This is a genomic window from Aeromonas sp. 602396 (genome assembly GCF_049173735.1).
GTDB classification, from domain to species: Bacteria; Pseudomonadota; Gammaproteobacteria; order Enterobacterales; family Aeromonadaceae; genus Aeromonas; species Aeromonas veronii_A.
The window spans coordinates 53,751-74,120 of record NZ_JAAKSD010000006.1 but is presented as its reverse complement, the minus strand read 5'-3'; the positions used below and the strand labels follow the sequence as shown (position 1 = coordinate 74,120).

The window sequence follows — 20,370 nt, the reverse complement described above, 5'->3', positions numbered from 1 at the left end:
AAGCAGTTGATGCACGTTGGCCTCGTGTTCAGCCAACCAATCACAGCGACCCAAGGATGGCCAACTTCATGAAGGATGAACCCTTCTCCACCCGATTGCAGCACGAGCTGGATCACCTCAGATCCATCTTTAACGAGATGGGGGCTTACCTCTTTACCAAGGATCTGGATGGCCGTTATATCTATGCCAATCAGGCTGTGCTGGATCTCTTTGGTTGTACCCTGGCCGAACTGCAAGGCAAGGATGATCGCGCCTTTTTTGACCTCGACTTCTCGGAAGATCTGAGACGAAATGATCGTCAGGTGCTGGAGCAGCAGGTCGCCATCGCCCGGGAGGAGATCAACTACCTCAAACCCACGGGAGAGAAACGGGTCTACTGGAGCGTGAAAAAGCCGATGTACGACCGGGATGGCACGCTGATCGGTCTGTGCGGCATCTCCACCGATATCACGGAACACAAGCTGATTGAGGCCCGTATGGCCGAGCAGCATCAGTTGCTGGAGATCATCCTGGCCAACGTGGATGCCCATATCTATATGAAGGACAGCCAGCACCGCTTTCTCTACGTCAATCAGAAGGTGTGTGCCCTGCTCGGTTTACCCGCCGAACAGATCATCAACCGCAGCGATAATGAGCTGTTCTCCCCACACGGAGCCAACCAGCTGTGGCAGCTGGACAACCGGGTGTTCGAAACGGGTGAGCTGCAAGCCGGTGAAGAGTCACTGACCGATACCGAAGGCAAGCAACATTACTACTGGTCTGTCAAAGTCCCCTTCAAGCTGGCTGATGGTACCCCCACCCTGATCGGTATCTCCTCCGATATCACCGAGCTGCACCAGCTCAAGGAACAACTGCAATATCAATCGGTTCGTGACAGCCTCTCCGGACTTTATAACCGCCGTTTCTTCTTCGAGGTGTGCGAAAAGAACCTGAGTATGAACATGCGCCACCAGCTCACCTCGGTGCTGATAGTGCTGGATGTGGATCAGTTCAAATGCATCAACGATCGCTACGGTCACCCGATGGGCGATCAGGCGCTGATCCATCTGGGCAGGGTGATGCAATCGGTGCTGCGCAGCGAAGATGTGCTGGCCCGCATCGGCGGTGACGAGTTTGCCATCTTGCTGCCCAACACCACCCTCTCGGCCGCCGCATCACTGGCCGAACGGCTGCGCAAGCAGGTGATGCAAAGCCCGTTACCCCTTGCCGATGGGGATGAGCTGGTTATCACCATCAGCGCCGGGCTGGTGGAAAATAGCAAGGGGGAGCAGATGGAGAGCCTCTACGCGCGCGCCGATCAGATGCTCTATCAGGCCAAACAGAGCGGCCGCAACTGCGTCGCCTGCAAGACCCCCTAGCCACACAACGGGAGGGCCCGCAGCCCTCCAGACCCCTTGTATCTCCCTCCTATGAATGGCTGTGCAGGCTCCTTACGTACAGGCTGCTACCCCAGCTGTTTGCGCAGCACAAACTTTTGCACCTTGCCGGTGGAGGTCTTCGGCAGCGGGGTAAAGATGATCCGCTTAGGCGCCTTGAAGTGGGCCATCTGCTCACGGCAAAAGGCGATCAGCTCCGCCTGGGTAGTCTCTCGCCCCTCTTTCAGTTTCACGAAGGCGCAGGGCACCTCCCCCCACTTCTCATCGGGCATGGCGATCACCGCCGCTTCGTCCACATCCGGATGGCGATAGAGCACATCTTCCACCTCCAGACTGGAGATGTTCTCCCCGCCCGAGATGATGATGTCCTTGGATCTGTCCTTGATCTCCACATAACCATCCGGGTGCCACACCGCCAGATCCCCACTGCGAAACCAGCCGTCCGCCATCGCCTCGGCGCTGGCCGCCGGGTTCTTGAGATAGCCTTTCATCACCACATTGCCCCGCAGCACTATCTCCCCCATGGTTTTGCCATCTTTGGCCACCGGCTCGCCACTGACCGGATTGATGACCCGCATTTCCCCCTGCAGGGGTGAGGCTACCCCCTGGCGCGCCTTCAAACGCGACAGCGTGGTGGCATCCTGCCCCTGCCAGCGTCTTTGCGGCTCGCACAGCACGCAGGGACCATAGGTTTCGGTGAGGCCATAGACGTGGGTCACGGCGATCCCCATCGCCTCCATGCCGGCGATCACGGTGGCGGGAGGCGCAGCGCCAGCGGTCATCACTTTGATGGGGAGATCCAGCCCCTGCTTGAGCGCTGGTTCGGCATTGTTGAGCATATTGAGCACGATGGGCGCTGCGCAAAAGTGACTCACCTTGTGCTCGTGCAGCGCCTCATAAATGGCGTCTGCCTGCACATGGCGCAAGCAGACACTCACTCCGGCGGTGGCCGCCAGCGTCCAGGGGAAGCACCAGCCGTTGCAGTGAAACATCGGCAAGGTCCAGAGATAGACGGAGTGCTTGGGTAGCTCCCAGGAGAGTACGTTGTTGATGGCGTTGAGGTGGGCACCGCGATGGTGATAGACCACCCCCTTGGGGTTGCCGGTGGTGCCGGAGGTGTAGTTAAGGGAGATCGCCTGCCACTCATCTTGTGGCAGCCAGCCGGGCTCATCGCCGTTACCAGTGGCAATAAAGGCCTCATAGTCGAGGTCACTGACAAGCGCCCCCTCCCGGTAGAGGGGATCGTCGATGGCGATGACCAGCGGTTGGCGCTCCAGCAGATCCAGTGCCTTGCGCACCACGGCGCCAAACTCCCTGTCCACCAGCACTACCTTGCTCTGGGCATGCTGAAAGATAAAAGTCATCGACTCGGCATCGAGCCGGGTATTGATGGTGTTGAGCACGGCGCCGCTCATGGGCACCCCAAAGTGGGCTTCAAACATCGCCGGGATATTGGGCGCAACGATGGAGACGGTATCCCCCTCCCCGATACCGTGAAGCCGCAGGGCCGAGGCAAGCTGGCGGCAACGGCGGGCGGTCTCGCCCCAGCTCTGGCGTAGCGAGCCGTGGATCAGCGCCAGATAGTCGGGATAGACCCGCTCCGCCCGCCCCAGAAAGCTGATGGGGGTCAGGGCCTCGAAATTAGCGGCGGTTTTGGCAAGGTCGCGCTCATAGATGTTCTGCACTGTCATCGGATTCCTTCCTCACAGGTGGCACAAAACGGGCAGTTTTGGGATCAATCAGAGATCAGCAAGCGACATGGGCATCCTGCTGCCAACAGGGGCCACCTGTTTTCGTTGCAAAAAAAATATTTCATTACGGGAAAGCGTGCCATTTTTTTCACAGGCTGTTTTTGGCGAATAACGAAATATGACGATAATGGAATATTATTCCGTCAAAGCTGCTTTATATGCCACTCCATTCATCTCGGCGCGCACTATTTTCATAACTTTTATTTAAGGCAAGCCACGTTAAACAAAAGCTGAAATAGTTATTGCATAATAATTTTTATTTCATCCCAGCTGTTAAATCCATGACAAATAAATTCTGTGAGCCATCCCATAAAGCGAGCATGGCGCCATGTTCATCCAGCCGCGCACGGGTTACGGTTACAACGTGAAACAATCTACCGGATGTTCAATATCAGGCCAGATTTCTCGCCAATCACTACGCAATACACAGTGAGTTTGCGTACCTTGGATGTATGACGCAGAAACCCTATCGACCCGATATTCCGCCGAGCCCAAACCTGCTTTATCAAGGAGCATTTTATGTGTGCCGTGCCGAATACCACACCACGCAGACAATTCCCTACTGCATTTACCATTCTGTTTCTTATTATGTTACTGGCCATTGCGCTGACCTGGATAATTCCGGCGGGCGCCTATGCCAAGCTCTCTTATAATCCGGCCAGTGAAAGCCTGATGGTCAATAGCCCACAGGGGGAAATAAGCCGACTTCCCGCAACCCAGGATGCCCTGGCAAAACTCAATATCAATATTGCGGTGGAGCAATTTACCAACGGCACCATCCGCAAGCCCATCGCTATCCCCGGTACCTATGAGCGACTGGCCCAAGCGCCCAAGGGGCTTTCCGACGTGGCGGTGAGCATGGTCAAGGGTACCATAGAGGGGGCCGACATCATTGTCTTCATCCTGGTACTGGGGGGACTGATCGGCGTCATCAACAAGACCGGCGCCTTCAATGCCGGGCTGGTCGCCCTCTCGCGCAAGACCCGGGGCAATGAGTTCCTGTTTGTGGCGCTGGTCTGCTTTGTGATGGCGTTGGGGGGCACCACCTGTGGGCTGGAAGAAGAGGCTGTCGCCTTCTATCCCATCCTGGTCCCCATCTTTCTTGCGCTCGGCTATGACTCCATCGTCTGTGTGGGGGCCATCTTCCTTGCCGCCTCCATGGGCACCACCTTCTCCACCATCAACCCCTTCTCGGTTGTGATCGCCTCCAACGCCGCCGGCATTCCCTTTACCGAGGGGCTGATCTTTCGCGCCATTGGCTGTCTGGTGGGCACCCTGGTGGTGATCAGTTATCTCTACTGGTACTGCAAGAAGATCAAGGCCAACCCTGCCTTCTCCTACACCTATGAGGACAGAGAGAGTTTTCGCGCCCGTTTTCTCAAAGAGGGCTCTATGGACGAAGGGGTGCCCTTCACCCTGCGCCGCAAGATCATTCTGACCCTGTTTATCCTCGCCTTCCCGCTGATGGTGTGGGGCGTCTCCATGGCCGGTTGGTGGTTTCCGCAGATGGCGGCCTCCTTCCTGACCATCGCCATCATCATCATTTTTATCTCGGGTCTCAAAGAGAAAGAGGCGGTCGAGGCCTTCACTCAGGGGGCGTCGGAGCTGGTGGCCGTCTCCCTCATCATCGGGCTGGCGCGGGGGGTCAATCTGGTACTGGATCAGGGGATGATCTCGGACACCATTCTGGCCTACGCCTCCGATCTGGTCTCCGGCATGCACGGCGCCGTGTTCGCGGTGGCGCAGATGCTGGTGTTCACCCTGCTGGGGCTGGTGGTGCCCTCCTCCTCGGGGCTCGCAGTGCTCTCCATGCCCATCATGGCGCCGCTGGCAGATACCGTGATGATCCCCCGCTATATCGTGGTATCGGCCTACAACTGGGGGCAATACGCCATGCTGTTCCTGGCACCCACCGGACTGGTGCTGGTCACTCTGCAGATGCTCGGCATCCAGTTCAACAAGTGGGTCAAGTTCGTGCTGCCCATGGTGGGCTTTGTGTTGGGATTTGGCGCCCTGATGCTGGTGGCGCAAGTGATGTTGGCCTGATGGAACTTTGATATATGAGTGACAACACCCCGTGCCTGGCGCGGGGTGTTCTTTTGTCAGCCTTAGTGGCGTACCCGCCCCTGCTGGCGGAAGCAGTAGAGTCTAAGGCTGATGTCGGCGATATCGGCAGGAAGCTCCTCTCCCTGCTCGGCTAGGGGTCGGTAGAGGGATGAGAGCAGACGTTCGGCCTGCTGCACCGTGATGATGTTGGCCTGGATGGCCGGAGTGATCCAGCTGGGTAACATTGACATATCTCCCCCTCGTTGATCCGGTGATCTCGGGTGAATCTCTTCATTTCAGGTCTTACGCAGTTGTCTGCCGACCCGCTCACCCTCTGCTTCACCCAATCAAAGCAAAATGCTTGCCGTGATCTCTTATCGGCCAACATCCGATGGGGCTGGAGCCATTTATCAACCACTTGCGTGGCCATCTCAACGAACAGAGCCCTTGTTCAGACCTCCCTTGACCTGTCCCCGTCAGCACTTTGCCACTCTGGCATTCTGCTCACCGCCCGCTTTGCAAATTGCGACTCGAATTGCCCCTTATCACAAAAGCAAAGCCCGCCATGCGTCGGAAACTGGTCACTTTTAGTCCGTTGTCGCCAAAGCCAGACACTTTTTCATGGTGGCTGTTTTTTGACCTTGCCAGTGCCTGTCGCAAGCCCATCCCCCTCGCCTTGTCCGGCCAACCGGTTATGACAAGATGGCGCCAGATTGGAACAGCCCGTATGGGTATACAGGAGAACCATAAAATGAACAGATCCATGATGGCAGGTATCGGTATTGGCATCGCCTCGGCCCTGGCGCTCTCGGCGGCGGCCAGCGGCTCCCTCTTTACACCCCAGCCCACCTTTGCTGAGGTGATCGCAAGCAAGCCGATCACCGAGACCATCAAGACCCCCCGCCAGGAGTGTCGCAACGTCACCGTGACCCACCGTAAGCCGGTACAGGATGAGCACAAGATCCTCGGCACCGTGGTGGGCGCGGCGCTGGGTGGCGTGGTCGGCCACCAGTTTGGCGGCGGCAGCGGCAAGAAGGTGGCTACCGCCGCCGGGGCGGTCGCGGGAGGTTATGCCGGCAATCAGGTGCAGGGCAATATGCAGGCGGGCGATACCTACACCACCACCGAGCAGCGCTGCAAAACCGTACAGGATACGAGCGTCAACACCATTGGTTATGACGTGACCTATCGCCTCGCAGGTCAGGAGGGGGTGATCCGCATGAAGCAAGCCCCCGGCGCCACCATTCCGGTCAAGGAAGGCAAATTGGTGATCGACCAGCCAAAAGTGTGATGTCTCCAGACCCCACTCAGCAGCAGGCCCGCCTCTTTCGAGGCGGGCCTGTGTTTTTGGGCGGCTTGATTTCCTTTTTTCAAACAACGGCACGCACCACTCACGGCACCCGAACTATCACCCTTTGCAGCACTTCTTCACCGCCCGTACCACGTTCTGATAACCGGTACAGCGGCAGAGGTTGCCCGACAGCCCGCGGCGGATCTCCGCATCGGTCAGCGGACGACGTTCGGTCTTGTCGAGCAGGGCGGCGCTCGCCATCACGAGGCCCGGGGTGCAAAAACCGCACTGCACCGCCCCCTCGTCGATAAAGGCCTGCTGCACGTCGGAGAGCTCGTTCCCTTTGCGTTCCCCCTCCACGGTACGAATGGATTTGCCATCGGCCCACACCGCCAGATAGAGGCAGCTGTCGATGGCAGTACCATCCACCCGCACGGTACAAGCGCCGCACTCACCGACACTGCACCCCTCTTTCACGCTGATAAGCCCCTGCCCGCGCAAAAAGTGGAGCAGCGACATGGTGGGCGGCACTGCATAGGAGTAAGGCTTGCCGTTGATCTCGCACTGGATCTCCACGGCGGGACAGCTTTGCGGTTGCATCATAGGATCTTCCCTCCGGCACGTTCGACTGCGCAGGCGACCACCCGCTGCGCCAGGGTTTTGATAAGGTGCAGGCGAAACTCCTTCTCCGCCCGCCAGGAGGATCGCGGCGCCACATCGGCCACCACAGCCTCGGCAATCGCGGCCAGTGTGGCGCGAGTCAGGGGTTGCCCTTCGGCTGCCGCTTCTGCGTGAGGCGTGCGCACCGGGGTCGGGGCCGCCACCCCATAGGCCAGCCGCAGGCGCTTGAAGTGACCATCCTCAATCTGGCAGTAGGCGGCGCAGCCGATGGTGGCGATATCCATGGCATCGCGCATGGCGTATTTGAAGTAGTGGGAGCCCACATGGGGGTGAGAATCCGGCGCAAAGTGGAACGCCACCAGAATTTCCGCCGGTTGTAGCGCCACCTTGCCGGGACCGGTGTGAAAACCGGCGATGGATATGCGGCGCGTACCATCGGGGCCGGCGATTTCCAGCTCCGCTTCCAGCGCGACAGTCGGCGCCGCCGAGTCTGCACTGGTGGCGCCGTTGCAGATGTTGCCGCCATAGGTGGCGACGTTGCGGATCTGCGGGCCGGCGATGGTGGCGGCCGCTTCAGCCAGCATCGGCAGGCGGCGCTGCACCAGCTCGTTTTCAATCAGCTCGGTAAAGGTGGTGCCGGAGCCGATACGGATCGATCCGTCCGGCAACTCGCTCACCCCTTTGAGTTCGGGCAAGTCGTGAATATCGACGATATGGCGATAGGCGGCGTTGAGGTGATGCAGCTGGATCATCACATCGGTGCCGCCTGCCAGCAAACGCGCCTCGGGGTCAGCCTGACGCAGGGCGACCGCCTCGGCCACACTGTGCGCCTTGTAGTAACGGGCAATATCAAACATGGTGTTGCTCCTCCCCTGCTCCCTCGCCAATCAAACCCGCCGCGACAAACTCCCGGAACAGGGTCTTGGGGGTGATGGGCAGCTCGTTGATGGCGACGCCGGTCGCCATGCGAATGGCGTTACGGATGGCGGGGCCCGGCGAGATGATAGGCGGTTCCCCCAGGGATTTGTGGCCATAGACCGACTGGGGCTCGTAGGTCTGCACGAAGTCGCATTCAAGCTCCGGCAAATCCAGCATGGTTGGGAACTTGTAGTCGAGCAGGTTGGGGTTGCGCACCACACCGGTCTTGGCGTCGATGATCATCTCCTCGAACAGGGACCAGCCGATCCCCATCCCCATGCCGCCATGCACCTGTCCCTCCGCCAGCTGCGGATTGAGGATCTTGCCTGCATCGTGCAGGTTGATGATGCGATTGATGGTCACCTTGCAGAGATCGATATCGACGCTGAGATCGACAAAGGTACAGCCGAAACTGGGCGGGTTGGTGGTGGTCTTGTGGGAGACCTCGGAGGTGATCTGGCCACCGATGGTGAGGTGGTAGTAGGCGTTGACCGACACCTCGGCGACGCTGATCAGCACCTTGTCCGGCGCACCGGCCAGCACCACGTAGCCGTCGATCAGGGTGAGCGATCCCACATCCTGATGGCAGAGTTGGGCCGCCAGCGACAAAATGCGGGCCCGCAGCTGCAGCGCCGCCTGATGGATGGCGGGGGCCGCCACATAACTCTGGCGCGAAGCGAACGAGCCAGGATCATAGGCGGTGATGTCGGTATCCTGGGTCGAGATGACCCGGATCTGCTCAAACGGAATGCCCAATGTCTGGGCCGCCATCTGGGCAAAGACGGTATCCGATCCCTGCCCTATCTCTGTGGCGCCGATCTGCAGATTGACGGTGCCATCCTGATTGAGCAGCATGCGGGCGCCGGCAATTTCGACCCCCACCGGGTAGGTGTTGGAGCCGTAGCTAAAACACGCAACCCCGATGCCACGGCGTACCCGACTTGCCGGATCCTGCGCCAGACATTCGGCCTTGAGCCGTTCCCACTGGAACTGCTCGCCGCCCCGGCGCAGACACTCAGGGAGCCCTGCGCTGTAGATGGTCTTCTGGTTGACCTGATTGACATCCCCCTCGCGCGCCACGTTGGCGATGCGTACTTCGAGCGGATCCAGACCCAACTCGGCGCAGGCATCATCCAGCATGCATTCAAGGGCAAACACCACCTGCGGCGCACCGTAACCGCGCATGGCACCGGCGGTGGGCAGGTTGCTGTAGAAGGTTTTGGCGTCGTAGCCAAAGGCGCTGCGCGGATAGAGGTAGCTGATCTTGTTGGCGCCGGCGCTGGCGATGGAGTGGCCGTGGGAAGCATAGCCACCGGTGTTGGAGAGCACGTCGAGCTGATAGCCCTTGAGGATGCCATCCCGGTTGATACCGATGATGCCGTCGATGGCAAAGCCGTGGCGGGTGCGGGAAGCAAAGAAGCACTCCTCCCGGCTCAAGGTAACCTTGACCGGCACGCCGCCGAGCTTGTAGCTCAAAAATGCCGCCATCGGCTCTTCCAGCACATCCTGCTTGTTGCCAAAGCCGCCGCCCATATAGGGCTTGATCACCCGCACGCTCGACCAGGGCAGACCGAGGGATTTGGCCACCCGGCTGCGCACAATCTGGGGGATCTGGGTGCTGCTGACCACTATGATGTGGTCCGGCTGATCCATATAGGCGTAACAGGTCACCGTCTCCAGATGGCAGTGCTGTACCACCGGTGTCTGATAGTGCGCCTTGAACTGCAGATCCGCTGTTGCGATTGCCTGTTCCGGCTCACCCGCCCGGATCTGGCTTTGCCGCAGCAGGTTGCCATTCGGATGGATGGGATAAGCATCCTCGGCCAGCGCACTGTGGGCATCCGTCATCACCGGCAGCGGCTCGTAGGTGACCTTGACCAGGGCGGCAGCCTTCTCGGCGACCAGCGGATCGCGCGCCACCACGATGGCGACCCCATCGCCGAAGTGGCGCACATGGTCTGTGAGCAGACGGCGGTCTTTTACATCCCGCTTGGCCTCATCGAGGGACCAAGCGTGGCCGGCAGTGCGAAAACAGGTGGTGGGCACATCTTCATGGGTGAACACGGCTTCGACCCCGTGCAGCGCCAGCGCCTCGCTGGCGTCGATGGCAAGCACCTTGCCGTGGGCGATATTGCTGCGCACGTACTTGGCGTGGCGCATGCCGAGCATGATGTTGTCATCGGTATAACGGGCACTGCCGGTCACCTTGGCCTCGGCATCCACCCGCTTGAGCGGTAATCCTATGGACATATGCAAGTCCTTTTTCGAATGGAAAAATCTGGAACCGGCATTAAAAACAGCAAGATATGCGCCTGTTTCCCGCCATCGTCAGGAGAATGGGGAGAAGTGTGAAGGGGATCCCATCTAGCCCGCTTTTGTTGGCTCGCAGCGACAAGCCAAGGGCAGCCCCTGAGCAAACGGGGCACATCAGCGGTGAAAAAAACGGCAGAGCGAGGAGAGCAAAGGTGGAAGCCTATCAATCTGGTAGGGGGATTTATCAAAATGGTATCGCGATGGCACCAGCGGCTAAGGCATGGTAACCAGCGTTGACGGTCAGAGCGCCGCAGATATAAAAATGGGGCCGCCAGAGCGACCCCAAACGGGAGGGTTATCCCTAAATAGCCCACCCCCCAGCATAAAAGAGCACCAGTGCCAGGGCGATGACCACGGTGCCGACGTTGAGCTTGTGCCACTCCTTCGAGCAGATGCGGCCGATCACCAGCGAGCTGAAGCCAAGCATGATGCCGGTCACGATGTTGCAGGTGAGTACGATAAAGACGGCGCACACCAACCCAGACATGGCCCCGACAAAGTCATCGAAATCGAGCTTGGTGACGTTGCTCAGCATCAAGAGCCCCACATACATCAGCGCCGGTGCAGTGGCATAGGCGGGCACCAGATAGGAGAGCGGCGAGAGGAACAGCATCAGCAGGAACAGGCCGCCGACCACAGTCGCGGTCAGGCCGGTTTTGCCCCCCGCCGCCGTGCCCGCCGCCGATTCGATATAGACGGCAGCCGGGGCCGCCCCCACCAGACTGGAGAAGATGCTGCTGACCGAGTCGGCACTGAGCGCCTTGCCGCTGTTGATGATGTGACCATCCTTATCCAGCAGGTTGGCCTGCCCCGCCACGGCGCGGATGGTGCCGGTGGCATCGAATACCGCCGTCATCACCAGCGCCAGCACGCTGGGCAACACCAGCGGCGAGAGGGCCCCCATGATATCCAGACTGAAGATGAGGGACTTGCCCTGATCGTCCGAGAGGCTCGGCAGGGCGAACAGTCCCTGATACTTCACCGCCGGATCGAAAATCAGGCCGAAGATGGAGATGGCGATAATCACCAGCAGGATCCCCCCCGGTACTCTCAGCTTCTCCAGCCCGAAGATCACCGCAAGGCCGATCAGGGACATGATGACCGGCATGGAGGTAAAAGCCCCCAGCGCCACCGGCAGCCCCTCGAGCGGGTTCTTGATCACCAGCCCCACCCCGTTGGCGGCAATAAGCAGCAGGAAGAGACCAATCCCGATGCCGGTGCCGTGGGCAATCCCCATCGGCAGGTTGTCGAGGATCCAGCTACGCACCCCGGTCACCGAGATGGCGGTAAACAGCACCCCCATCAGGAAGACGGCCCCCAGCGCCACCGGAATGGGGATCTGCTGCCCCAGCACCAGACTGAAGGCGGTAAACGCCGTGAGGGAAATCGCGCAGCCGATGGCCATCGGCAGCTTGGCCCAGAGCCCCATCAAGAGCGAACCAAAACCGGCCACCAGACAGGTGGCGACAAACACGGCGCCGGGAGGAAAGCCCGCCTTGCCGAGCATGCTCGGCACCACGATCACCGAGTAGACCATGGCTAGGAAGGTGGTGAGGCCCGCCAGCACCTCCTGTCTGACATTGCTGCCCCGCTCGCTGATCATAAAGTAGCGATCAAGAGCCGTGAGCGGCTGTTGCTTTGCTGCGCTAGGGCTGGCGTCATCATTGGCCAGCTGTTCCACGCTGTTTGTCCTGCTGTTTGCTTGGGTCATACCCAACTCCTTCACACGCGCCTGAATGTTCCATGACGAAATGGCGACAGGATCTGCGGGTCTGCCTCGCGCCAGTCTGATGAGAAACAGGCGATGGAGGCAGAGGATGCGACAGACAGACCAGGGCAGGCAGCCTTGACTCAAACGTTTGCCTTGCTGGTCAAAAAAACCGGGCCATTTCACGTTCTATGCGGGGAGATCCCCTGTGGTGCGGCAAGACTGGCGCCCCTGTGGGGCACGCCAGCCGCCGTATTCGTCGGGGCTGCGCCGCGGCAGCCCACTCCAGCCCCTACCCCCGTTCATGCACCAGTTGGCCATCCACATAGGTGCGGTAGATGGATCTGTCATCCCCCAGGGTCAACAGCACAAAGAGCTTGTCCCGCAAGGTGGTGGAGTTGTCATAACGCAGTTGCTGCAGCGGGGTGGCGACCGGGTCGAGCACCACGAAGTCCGCCTCCTTGCCCACCGCAAAGCTGCCGATCTTCTCGTCCAGCCCCAGCGAATGGGCGCCGCCCAAGGTGGCCAGATAGAAAGCCTGATAGGCCGAAAGGCGCTCACCCTGCAACTGCATCACCTTGTAGGCCTCGTTGAGGGTCTGCAGCATGTTGAAGGTGGTACCGGCGCCGATGTCGGTGCCCATCCCCACTTTCACCTGCTTGCGCCACGCCTTGTGCAGCTTGAACAGGCCACTGCCGAGATAAAGGTTGGAGGTGGGACAAAACGCGATAGTGGAGTTGGTCTCTTTCAGGCAATCCCACTCCTGCTCTTCCAGATGGACGCAGTGGGCAAACACGCAGTTGTGACCGGTCAACCCATGCTGGTGATAGACGTCGAGATAACCCTTGTGCGCCGGGAAGAGGGATTTGACCCAGGCGATCTCGTCCTTGTTCTCGCACAGATGGGTGTGCAGATAGGTGGTGGGAAACTCTTCGCGCAGTCGCCGCGCCATCGTCAGCTGCTCGGATGTCGACGTGGGTGCAAATCTTGGTGTGATGGCATATAGAAGCCGACCGTTACCATGCCAGCGCTCGATAAGCTGCTTGCTCTGCACATAGCTGCTCTCGGCGGTATCGAGCAGATAGTCGGGCGCGTTGCGATCCATCATCACCTTGCCCGCGATCATTCGCATATTGATGCGACTGGCCGCCTCGAACAAAGCATCCACCGACTCGGGGTGAACGGTGCCGAACACCAGCGCCGTGGTAGTGCCGTTGCGCAGAAGCTGCTTGATAAAGAAGGTGGACATCTCGCGGGCATATTCGAGATCGTTGTAGCGCCGCTCGGCCGGGAAGGTGTGGCGGTTTAGCCACTCCAGCAGCTGCTCGCCATAGGCCCCCACCATCTCGCTCTGGGGATAGTGAATGTGGGTGTCGACAAAGCCCGGCACTATCATCTTGCCGCGGTAATCCCGCACCCGCACCTCGGCCGGAATGCGATCCTTCCCCTCCTCCCACTCACCGAACCAGTCGATGCATCCGTTGCGAATGATCAGCAGACCATCCTCGATAAGACGGGCGTTGGACTCAATTTCCTCGGGCTGATCCACCACCCGGGTGATGTCGAAGAAGCTGCCGCGCACGGCTTTGACGGAGTTGTCGTATTTCATACCTCGTTCCCCTACTTTTTATTGTTCTGTTGTGACCATCAAACCCGTTCGACCTGGACGGCGGCGACCGGTTTGGCATCGGCCAGCGCCTCTTCATCGCGGCGGTTCGCGGTGCTGACAGGACGGGCCGTGAAGGTCACGTCCGGTTTGTCACTCAGCTGGATCACCTCCACCGCCTCGGCATCCCTGACGGCCGCCTTGCGTTTGCGGCTTTGCGGCAGCACCAGATTCATGATGATGGCGGTGATGCCGCCAGCGCAGATGGGGTTCTCCACCAGCATGTAGATACCCGCCGGCAGCACCTTGAAGACGTTCGGGTCATAGGAGACGCCGAGCCCAAGACCCAGCGAGGTGGCGACAATCAGGGTCTCCCGCCGATCGAAACCGTGGCTGATGATGATGCGACCACCGGCGATGGCGATCATGGAGAACATGATGACCATGGCGCCCCCCATTACAGGTGACGGGATAGTAGTGAAGAAGCGCCCTACTACGGGGAAAAGCCCCAGCAGCACCAGGATGACGGCGATAAACTTGCCCACATGGCGTGACGCCACTCCGGTCATCTGGATGACGCCGTTGTTCTGGGCAAAGGTGGTGAGTGGCAAAGAGCCGAGGGCCGAGGCGATCACCGATACCAGACCGTCCGCCAGTACGCCGCCGGAGAGCCGTTTTTGAAACTCGGGGCCCTGAATATCCCGGTGGGAAACCATGGCGGTGGCGGTGATGTCCCCCACCGCCTCCAGCACGCTCAACAGATAGATGGTGCCCGCCAGCATAAAGGCGTGAAAATCGAAGGAGAAACCGTACTTGAACGGGATCGGCACCGTAATAAGCGGCAGGTTTTCAAGGGCGGAGAAATCCACCATGCCGAGCATCAGGGCCACCGCATAACCCACCATCAGACCGATGGCAATCCCGCTCATCCGCAGCAGCGGGCTTCGGCTGCAGTTAAAGGCGACGATAACGCAGAGCACCAGCAGCCCCAGCCCGATGTGCTCATATTTGCCAAAGGTGCCGCTGCTCATGGCGGAGAAGCCGCCGCCAAAGTCGATGATCCCCACCTTGATAAGGCTCAGGCCAATCATCAGTACCACCACCCCGCTCACGGTCGGGGTGATCACCCGCTTGAGGTAGGGCAGCACAAAGGAGGAGCTCATCACCAGAAAGGCACCGACAAAGGAGACCCCGAGCAGGGTCGAGACGATCAGCTCCTCGTGGATGCCATCTTTTTTCATGGCGCCGCCGAGGGCGATCATCACTGTGACGAAGGAGAAGTTGACCGACTGAATGGAGAGCAGCCCCGAACCGATGGGGCCATAACGATTTACCTGCAGCCAGGTGCCGATACCGGAGGCGATCATCGCCATGGAGACCAGATAAGCGGTGATCTCGGTGGAGAGGCCCAGGGCGCCACCGACGATCAGCGCCGGGGTCACCATGGGGACAAAAATGGCCAGCAGATGGGTCACTGCACCCATCAGGGTTTGATAAAACGGGGGTTTGTCTTCCAGCTCGTAAATGAGATCCGAGTGCTTGCGTGTTGTTTTAGACATCGTGTTTGTCCCATCACACAGAATGTAGGCGGAGTACTCATTCCGCCGTCAGGCGCTGGGGGCGAGCTGGCGCCCGCCCCTCACCTTTTCTTTTGTTATGCCGACACTTTTTGCTCCAGCTTGCCCAGCTCGCGCAGGATCTGCTCCGGCGTGAAGTGCCACTTGCGCAGCCAGACACCGCAGGCGTCGTGGATGGCGGTGGCGATGGCAGGCGCCGCGCCGTTCACCCCGATCTCCGAGATGGACTTGGCGCCGTAGGGGCCGACCTTGTCGTCACTCGGCACCAGGAAGGCCCGAAAATCGCGCGGAATGTCGCCAATCTTGGGCGCGCCATAGCTCTTCAGATCCCGGGTGAGCGGGATGCCCTTGCTGTCGTAGCAGATCTCTTCGGTCATGGTGTGGCCGATGGCCCGCATGGTCGCCCCGTAGATCTGGCCGAGGGCCAGCTCCGGGTTGATGGGGGTACCGCAGTCGAGCAGGGCGTAGAACTTGTCGAGCCGGATCTCGCCGGTTCTGACGTTGACCGCCACCTCGGCGAAGTTGGCCCCGTATGGGAAGGCAAGCTCCGAAGTGATGTAGCTGGCGGTGCCCACCAGAATGCCGAAGCCGGTTCCTGTCTCGGCCTTGTGGGCCAGCTTGGCGAGGCTCACCTCCCCCTGCTTGCCGCGTACTATGCCCGGGTGAACCAGCTCCACATCCTCCACCGACTCGCCCAGCATGGCGGCGCCATGGAACAGGATCTTCGCCTTGAGGTTCTCGGCCGCCATCTTGGCCGCGTTGCCGGAGAAGCAGGTACCGGACGAGGCGTAGGCCCCCTTGTCAAACAGGGCGTGGTCGGTGTCGCCGGAGATCACATGCACATCGCTGAGCGGGCAACCGAGCACCTCGGCGGTCAGCTTGGCCACCACGGTATCGAGGCCGGTGCCGATATCGGCGCCACCGGAGTGGACGATAAAGGTGCCGTCAGACTCCAGCTTGACCATGCAGTTGGCCTGATCGATATCCGGGATCCCCGATTTTTGCATGATGATGGCGACGCCGCGGCCGATGCGCCAATCCCCGTCGGCGGGTTTGGGACTGTCCCAAGCGATAAGCTCTCGACCCTGTTTGAGGATGGGCTCGAGGGCACAGCTGGCCGCATGGGGCACAGAAGTCGGCATCTTGCCCTCGCCGATGGCCCCCAGCACCTTGAGGAGGTCCCCTTCGTGCACCCGGTTGTGCTCCACCATGTCGAGCTGATCGATGCCCAGTTTCTCGGCCAGCTCGGCAATGGCCATGGTCAGGGCGAAGTTGCCCTTGGGCGCGCCATAACCCTGATAGGCCCCGGTCGGACAGATGTTGCTGTAGTAGGTGTTGACGGTAAAGCGCACGTTGTCGCACGGATAGAGCGGCAGGGAGAGCGCCGGGCCGTTGCTCGGCACCGTCAGAGAGTGATTGCCGTAAGGGCCGGTGTTGGCGCGAAAATCCATCTCGATGGCGGTAATGGTGCCATCTTTTTTGGCCCCTATTTTGACCTTCACCTTGGCCACGTGGCGGGAGGTGTTGCTGATGAACTCCTCTTCACGGGTGTAGCGGAAGGTGACCGGACGGCCGGTAACCTTGGTCGCCCAGGCGCACACCTCTTCCAGCAGGATGTCCTGCTTGGAGCCAAAGCCGCCCCCTACCCGCTCCTTGATCACGTGCACCTGGTGCTGCTTCATGCCGACAATGCGCGCCACCTGACGGCGCACGTGCCACGGCACCTGAGTAGAAGCGTGAATGACCAGACGCTCCCCATCCATATAGGTGAAGCAGATGTGCGGCTCGGTCGGGCACTGCTGGGCCTGGGTCGATTCGTAGGTGCGTTCGACTATCTCGTCCGCCTCGGCAAAGCCTTTTGCCACGTCACCGATCTGGCCATGGACGCTGGCGGCCAGGTTCTCGTGCGGGCGGGAACCAATGGGGAAGTTGATGATCATATGCTCGTCGCCACGGCGTACCGAGCAGGCGTTCTGCTGCTCGAGATCCGCCGGCGCCCCGGCCATATAGATAATGGGTTCGTCATGCACCAGGGGTGCATTGGGGGCCATCGCCTCGTCAATGTTCATGACCGCCGGCAGAACCTGATACTCGACCTCGATGAGCTTGAGCGCGGCCAATGCGATGGCTTCGCTCTCGGCCACCACGGCGGCGACCCTGTCACCGACGTGACGTACCTTGCGGCTGAACATGCGGCGATCGAGCGGTGACGGCTCGGGGGCACTCTGGCCACCCGGGGTGTAAAACACATCCGGGCAGTTGAGGTGGGTAATGACATGCACGACGCCCGGCAGCGCCTCGGCGCGGCTCACATCGAGTTTGGTGATCACCGCATGAGGATGGGGACTGCGCAGCATCTTGATGATCAGCGCATCTTCAGTAACCCGATCCTCCACGTAGCAGGGCTTGGCCTGCACCATCTTGGCGGCGTCCACTTTCGGACAGCTCTTGCCGATATGGCGCAAATCGTCGCGAAACTCGGGGGCGATCTGGCACAGGTAATCGGGATCCTTCATCCGTGAACAGGCAAGCTCGATGGCCTGATAGAACTGCTGATAACCGCCATCGCGGTGAAACAGGCCCGAGAGGGCATCGTCGATTTGATCACGGGTGGGGCTGGGGTGGCGATCAAGCAGGTCGGTGACGATGAGCGCCGCAGCCGGATCGTTGTAACCTGACTGCACCACACCCACATCCACCATGGCCTGCTGCACCAGACTGAGCTGGTTCCAGCTGCCCAGCGACTCGGCGGTACGCACTTCTGCCCCATCCAGCTGGGCGGCGATCAGCAGGGAGGCGTTGATCACCTTGCCGTTGAAGAGGATTGCATCGGAGCCGGCAAAGCCAAAGCCGTCGTCGCTGTTGCGCACCGAGTGCATCCGGCACTGGTTGAACAGCACCCGCTGGGCATTGTCACCGGCCTTGCAGATGACGGTGCGCAGGGCACCGTTCAGGGTAAAGTTGAGTTCCATCATGCTTGCACCTCCTGCTGCTGGCAATCCACCAGCAGATCCGCCACCACTACCCCGCTGATATACCGCTTGTAACTCACGCTGCCCGCCAGATCCTCACGGGGCGCAATCAGCTCGCTCACGGCGGCCTCCAGCGCGGCATCGTGCAGTTCGCGGCGCTCCAGATCCCGCAGGCGCATCGGCTGCGGGGTAACGCCAGCGACGGCTACCCGCATTTCGCCAATGCTGTCGAGGGCTACCGCGGCGGTCATTACTGCCAAGCCATCGGCGTTGCGGCTGATGCGGCGGGTGGCGCAGCGCAGTTCGGGCTCCGGCAGCACAACTCCCAGCACCAGGGCATTGCGCTGACCCGCCAGATAGGCGTCGATGGGTTGCAGCAGGTTGTTCTCCAGCACCACCACGGCTTCGAGCACCAGAAGTACCGGCAACAGCGGGGAGTCTTGCTGCTGGCAAGCAATTTCGCCGCCGAGGGTGGCCTGATTGCGCAGATGGCGAGAATAGACAAACCCCAGCGCATCGCACAGGGCGGCCGGGGTACGGGGATCCTCTTTCAGGGTCTGCAGGGTGACGGTGGCGCCGATATGGAGCTGGCCGTGCTGCTGCTCAATCTGGTCAAGCCCCAGCCTCTCCAGCGAGATAGCGACCTTCTTGTCGGTGCGGGTCGGGGCTGCGTTAAGCTTGCTGCCGCCTCCCATGTAGACGGCGTCGCTGCCGAAGCTGGCCTTGAGTTCCAAAGCCTGACCCAGTTGCTCGGGTCGGAAGAATTGCTCAATCATGTGTCGTCCTTACTCTTGCTGCCCGCCGCCGGGGAGATCCACAGGGCGGGCAATCCGGTCCAAAACTGTGGAGGGTGGCCCTAGGCCAGCTGATCCATCCGTTGCCACAGGCGGCTCGCCACCTTGCTGGCCTGCTCATAAATGGGCGCGACATCGAACGGGAACTCGCGATCCTGATAGACCATGCGCCCCTCCACCATCACGCTGTTGACGCTGTTCGATCCCATGCCGAAGGCGAGATGGCCACCGAGGTTACGCGGCGCCAGCGGGGTCGGTGCGTCGTAGTCGCAAATGGTGAGGTCGGCCTTGTATCCCGGCTCCAGGCGGCCAAATTTGGCGCCGAAGTTGCGCTCCAGCAATGTGTTGCCGTTCCACAGGAAGCGGGCAAAGCTGTCAGGCCACAGGGCGCCACCGGCATCCTTGTGTTTGAAGTAGGCGAACTTGAGCTCTTCGAGCATGTCGGAGCCGATACCATCGGTGCCGAGCGCCAGATTGCGATACTCCGGCAGGTGCATGTTGTAGCCCACATGGTTGTTCATGTTGGAGCGGGCGTTGTGCACCAGGAAGGCATCGCGGCTGTTGAGCAGTTCGATGTCAGCCGGGCTCAGGTAGATGCCGTGGGCGATCAGGGTCTTGCTGTCGATCAGGCCAAACTCGTCCAGCCGGGCGATGGGCTCCTTGCCATAGTGGTGGTGACCGTGGGCCATATCGTAGCGGTCTTCCGCCACATGGATATGCAGACCACGACCGGTGACCTGCACCGCTTCGCGCAGCATGGCGAGTCCCTCGTCGGGCACGGTGAAGGGGGCGTGGGCGCCGATATGAGCCTCCACCAGATAAGGCTCGCTCCCCTTGGCTTTGGCCGCATCGATCTGTTGGGCGAACAATATGTTCTCCTCCACCCCGGCCTGCAGCTCGGCGAGGCCGCCGTTGCGATCAGTGGTCTCGAAGCAGGTCATGCCGCGCAGACCCGCCTCCATAAACCCTTTGCGCAACACATTCAGGGAGCCCTTGATGAAGTTGGGCGAAGCGTGGTGGTCGATCACCGAGCTGCAGCCGCTCTTGATCGCTTCCAGCGAGCAGATAAGGCCGCTGTAGTAGAGGGACTCTTCATCGAGCGCCCGATCGAGCCGCCACCAGAGGTTTTTCAGGGTGGAGATAAAGTCCGGGCAAGGGGCGATATTGGCCATGATCCCCCGCGACAGGCCGGAGTAGAAGTGGTTGTGGGCACAGACGATGCCCGGCATCACCAGCTTACCGCCCATCTCCCGATAGTTGGCCTCCGGGTAGAGGGCCCGCAGATTGGGCCCCACCGCTTTGATAAGGGTGCCTTCGATGGCGATATCCACCCCTTCCAGCACCCGGGTCGGCTCCAGCTGGACAGCGGTGACGTTTTTCAGAATAAACATGGTGTG

The 20,370-nt window shown here is 60.4% G+C and carries 14 protein-coding genes; 3 read left to right on the top strand and 11 right to left on the bottom strand.

Annotated elements, in window-relative coordinates; all coding sequences use genetic code 11:
• Positions 1-68: 68 nt before the first annotated feature.
• Entirely contained in the window at positions 69-1,358 is a 1,290-nt protein-coding gene (locus tag G5229_RS09610; RefSeq protein WP_421209016.1) for a sensor domain-containing diguanylate cyclase, read from the top strand.
• 86 nt (positions 1,359-1,444) lie between these two features.
• On the opposite strand, the gene G5229_RS09605 is transcribed toward G5229_RS09610, so the two are convergent.
• Entirely contained in the window at positions 1,445-3,067 is a 1,623-nt protein-coding gene (locus tag G5229_RS09605; RefSeq protein ID WP_421209015.1) for an acyl-CoA synthetase, read from the bottom strand.
• 579 nt (positions 3,068-3,646) lie between these two features.
• Here G5229_RS09605 and G5229_RS09600 point away from each other — a divergent pair.
• Positions 3,647-5,173 (top strand): YfcC family protein, encoded by a 1,527-nt coding sequence (locus G5229_RS09600; protein WP_266134680.1) that lies wholly within the window; start codon positions 3,647-3,649, stop codon positions 5,171-5,173.
• Between the two features lie 62 nt (positions 5,174-5,235).
• Here the strand turns inward: G5229_RS09600 and G5229_RS09595 are convergent, their stop codons facing one another.
• Positions 5,236-5,424: a hypothetical protein gene (locus G5229_RS09595; protein ID WP_266134681.1), complete on the bottom strand. Its 189-nt coding sequence runs from the start codon at positions 5,422-5,424 to the stop codon at positions 5,236-5,238.
• A gap of 500 nt (positions 5,425-5,924) precedes the next feature.
• Here G5229_RS09595 and G5229_RS09590 point away from each other — a divergent pair, with 500 nt between their 5' ends.
• Entirely contained in the window at positions 5,925-6,464 is a 540-nt protein-coding gene (locus tag G5229_RS09590) for a glycine zipper 2TM domain-containing protein (protein ID WP_088868906.1), read from the top strand.
• 117 nt (positions 6,465-6,581) lie between these two features.
• On the opposite strand, the gene xdhC is transcribed toward G5229_RS09590, so the two are convergent.
• The 9 genes from xdhC to ssnA form a co-directional block, all read right to left on the bottom strand.
• The gene (gene xdhC, locus G5229_RS09585) at positions 6,582-7,067 is read right to left on the bottom strand and encodes a xanthine dehydrogenase iron sulfur-binding subunit XdhC (RefSeq protein ID WP_005336775.1); all 486 of its coding nucleotides are present in this window, start codon (positions 7,065-7,067) and stop codon (positions 6,582-6,584) included.
• Positions 7,064-7,942: a xanthine dehydrogenase FAD-binding subunit XdhB gene (gene xdhB, locus G5229_RS09580; RefSeq protein ID WP_266134682.1), complete on the bottom strand. Its 879-nt coding sequence runs from the start codon at positions 7,940-7,942 to the stop codon at positions 7,064-7,066. Before xdhB ends, xdhC begins: the two co-directional genes overlap by 4 nt.
• Positions 7,935-10,253, bottom strand: coding sequence for a xanthine dehydrogenase molybdenum-binding subunit XdhA (gene xdhA, locus G5229_RS09575; RefSeq protein WP_421209014.1), 2,319 nt, complete (start codon positions 10,251-10,253; stop codon positions 7,935-7,937). Before xdhA ends, xdhB begins: the two co-directional genes overlap by 8 nt.
• A 364-nt stretch (positions 10,254-10,617) precedes the next feature.
• Positions 10,618-11,919, bottom strand: a complete 1,302-nt coding sequence (locus G5229_RS09570; protein WP_180343373.1) for an NCS2 family permease — start codon at positions 11,917-11,919, stop codon at positions 10,618-10,620.
• A gap of 397 nt (positions 11,920-12,316) precedes the next feature.
• Positions 12,317-13,633: a guanine deaminase gene (guaD, locus tag G5229_RS09565; RefSeq protein ID WP_058056844.1), complete on the bottom strand. Its 1,317-nt coding sequence runs from the start codon at positions 13,631-13,633 to the stop codon at positions 12,317-12,319.
• A gap of 38 nt (positions 13,634-13,671) precedes the next feature.
• The gene (locus tag G5229_RS09560) at positions 13,672-15,189 is read right to left on the bottom strand and encodes a nucleobase:cation symporter-2 family protein (protein WP_421209013.1); all 1,518 of its coding nucleotides are present in this window, start codon (positions 15,187-15,189) and stop codon (positions 13,672-13,674) included.
• A gap of 95 nt (positions 15,190-15,284) precedes the next feature.
• On the bottom strand, positions 15,285-18,182 hold the full coding sequence (locus G5229_RS09555; RefSeq protein ID WP_421209012.1) for a molybdopterin-dependent oxidoreductase Mo/Fe-S-binding subunit: 2,898 nt from the start codon (positions 18,180-18,182) through the stop codon (positions 15,285-15,287).
• Positions 18,179-18,955 carry a molybdopterin-dependent oxidoreductase FAD-binding subunit gene (gene ygfM / locus G5229_RS09550; RefSeq protein ID WP_421209011.1) on the bottom strand — a complete coding sequence of 259 codons (777 nt, stop codon included), beginning with the start codon at positions 18,953-18,955 and terminating at the stop codon, positions 18,179-18,181. Before ygfM ends, G5229_RS09555 begins: the two co-directional genes overlap by 4 nt.
• Before the next feature lie 80 nt (positions 18,956-19,035).
• Positions 19,036-20,364 (bottom strand): putative aminohydrolase SsnA, encoded by a 1,329-nt coding sequence (ssnA, locus tag G5229_RS09545; RefSeq protein WP_421209010.1) that lies wholly within the window; start codon positions 20,362-20,364, stop codon positions 19,036-19,038.
• Positions 20,365-20,370 lie beyond the last annotated feature (6 nt).

Bases quoted from the DNA above. Each gene is read 5' to 3' on its own strand.
- xdhC (WP_005336775.1), bottom strand. From the start codon at position 7,067: ATGATGCAACCGCAAAGCTGTCCCGCCGTGGAGATCCAGTGCGAGATC.
- xdhA (WP_421209014.1), bottom strand. From the start codon at position 10,253: ATGTCCATAGGATTACCGCTCAAGCGGGTGGATGCCGAGGCCAAGGTG.
- G5229_RS09595 (WP_266134681.1), bottom strand. From the start codon at position 5,424: ATGTCAATGTTACCCAGCTGGATCACTCCGGCCATCCAGGCCAACATC.
- G5229_RS09605 (WP_421209015.1), bottom strand. From the start codon at position 3,067: ATGACAGTGCAGAACATCTATGAGCGCGACCTTGCCAAAACCGCCGCT.
- G5229_RS09610 (WP_421209016.1), top strand. From the start codon at position 69: ATGAAGGATGAACCCTTCTCCACCCGATTGCAGCACGAGCTGGATCAC.
- ssnA (WP_421209010.1), bottom strand. From the start codon at position 20,364: ATGTTTATTCTGAAAAACGTCACCGCTGTCCAGCTGGAGCCGACCCGG.
- G5229_RS09600 (WP_266134680.1), top strand. From the start codon at position 3,647: ATGTGTGCCGTGCCGAATACCACACCACGCAGACAATTCCCTACTGCA.
- G5229_RS09555 (WP_421209012.1), bottom strand. From the start codon at position 18,182: ATGATGGAACTCAACTTTACCCTGAACGGTGCCCTGCGCACCGTCATC.
- G5229_RS09570 (WP_180343373.1), bottom strand. From the start codon at position 11,919: ATGATCAGCGAGCGGGGCAGCAATGTCAGACAGGAGGTGCTGGCGGGC.
- G5229_RS09590 (WP_088868906.1), top strand. From the start codon at position 5,925: ATGAACAGATCCATGATGGCAGGTATCGGTATTGGCATCGCCTCGGCC.
- guaD (WP_058056844.1), bottom strand. From the start codon at position 13,633: ATGAAATACGACAACTCCGTCAAAGCCGTGCGCGGCAGCTTCTTCGAC.
- G5229_RS09560 (WP_421209013.1), bottom strand. From the start codon at position 15,189: ATGTCTAAAACAACACGCAAGCACTCGGATCTCATTTACGAGCTGGAA.
- xdhB (WP_266134682.1), bottom strand. From the start codon at position 7,942: ATGTTTGATATTGCCCGTTACTACAAGGCGCACAGTGTGGCCGAGGCG.
- ygfM (WP_421209011.1), bottom strand. From the start codon at position 18,955: ATGATTGAGCAATTCTTCCGACCCGAGCAACTGGGTCAGGCTTTGGAA.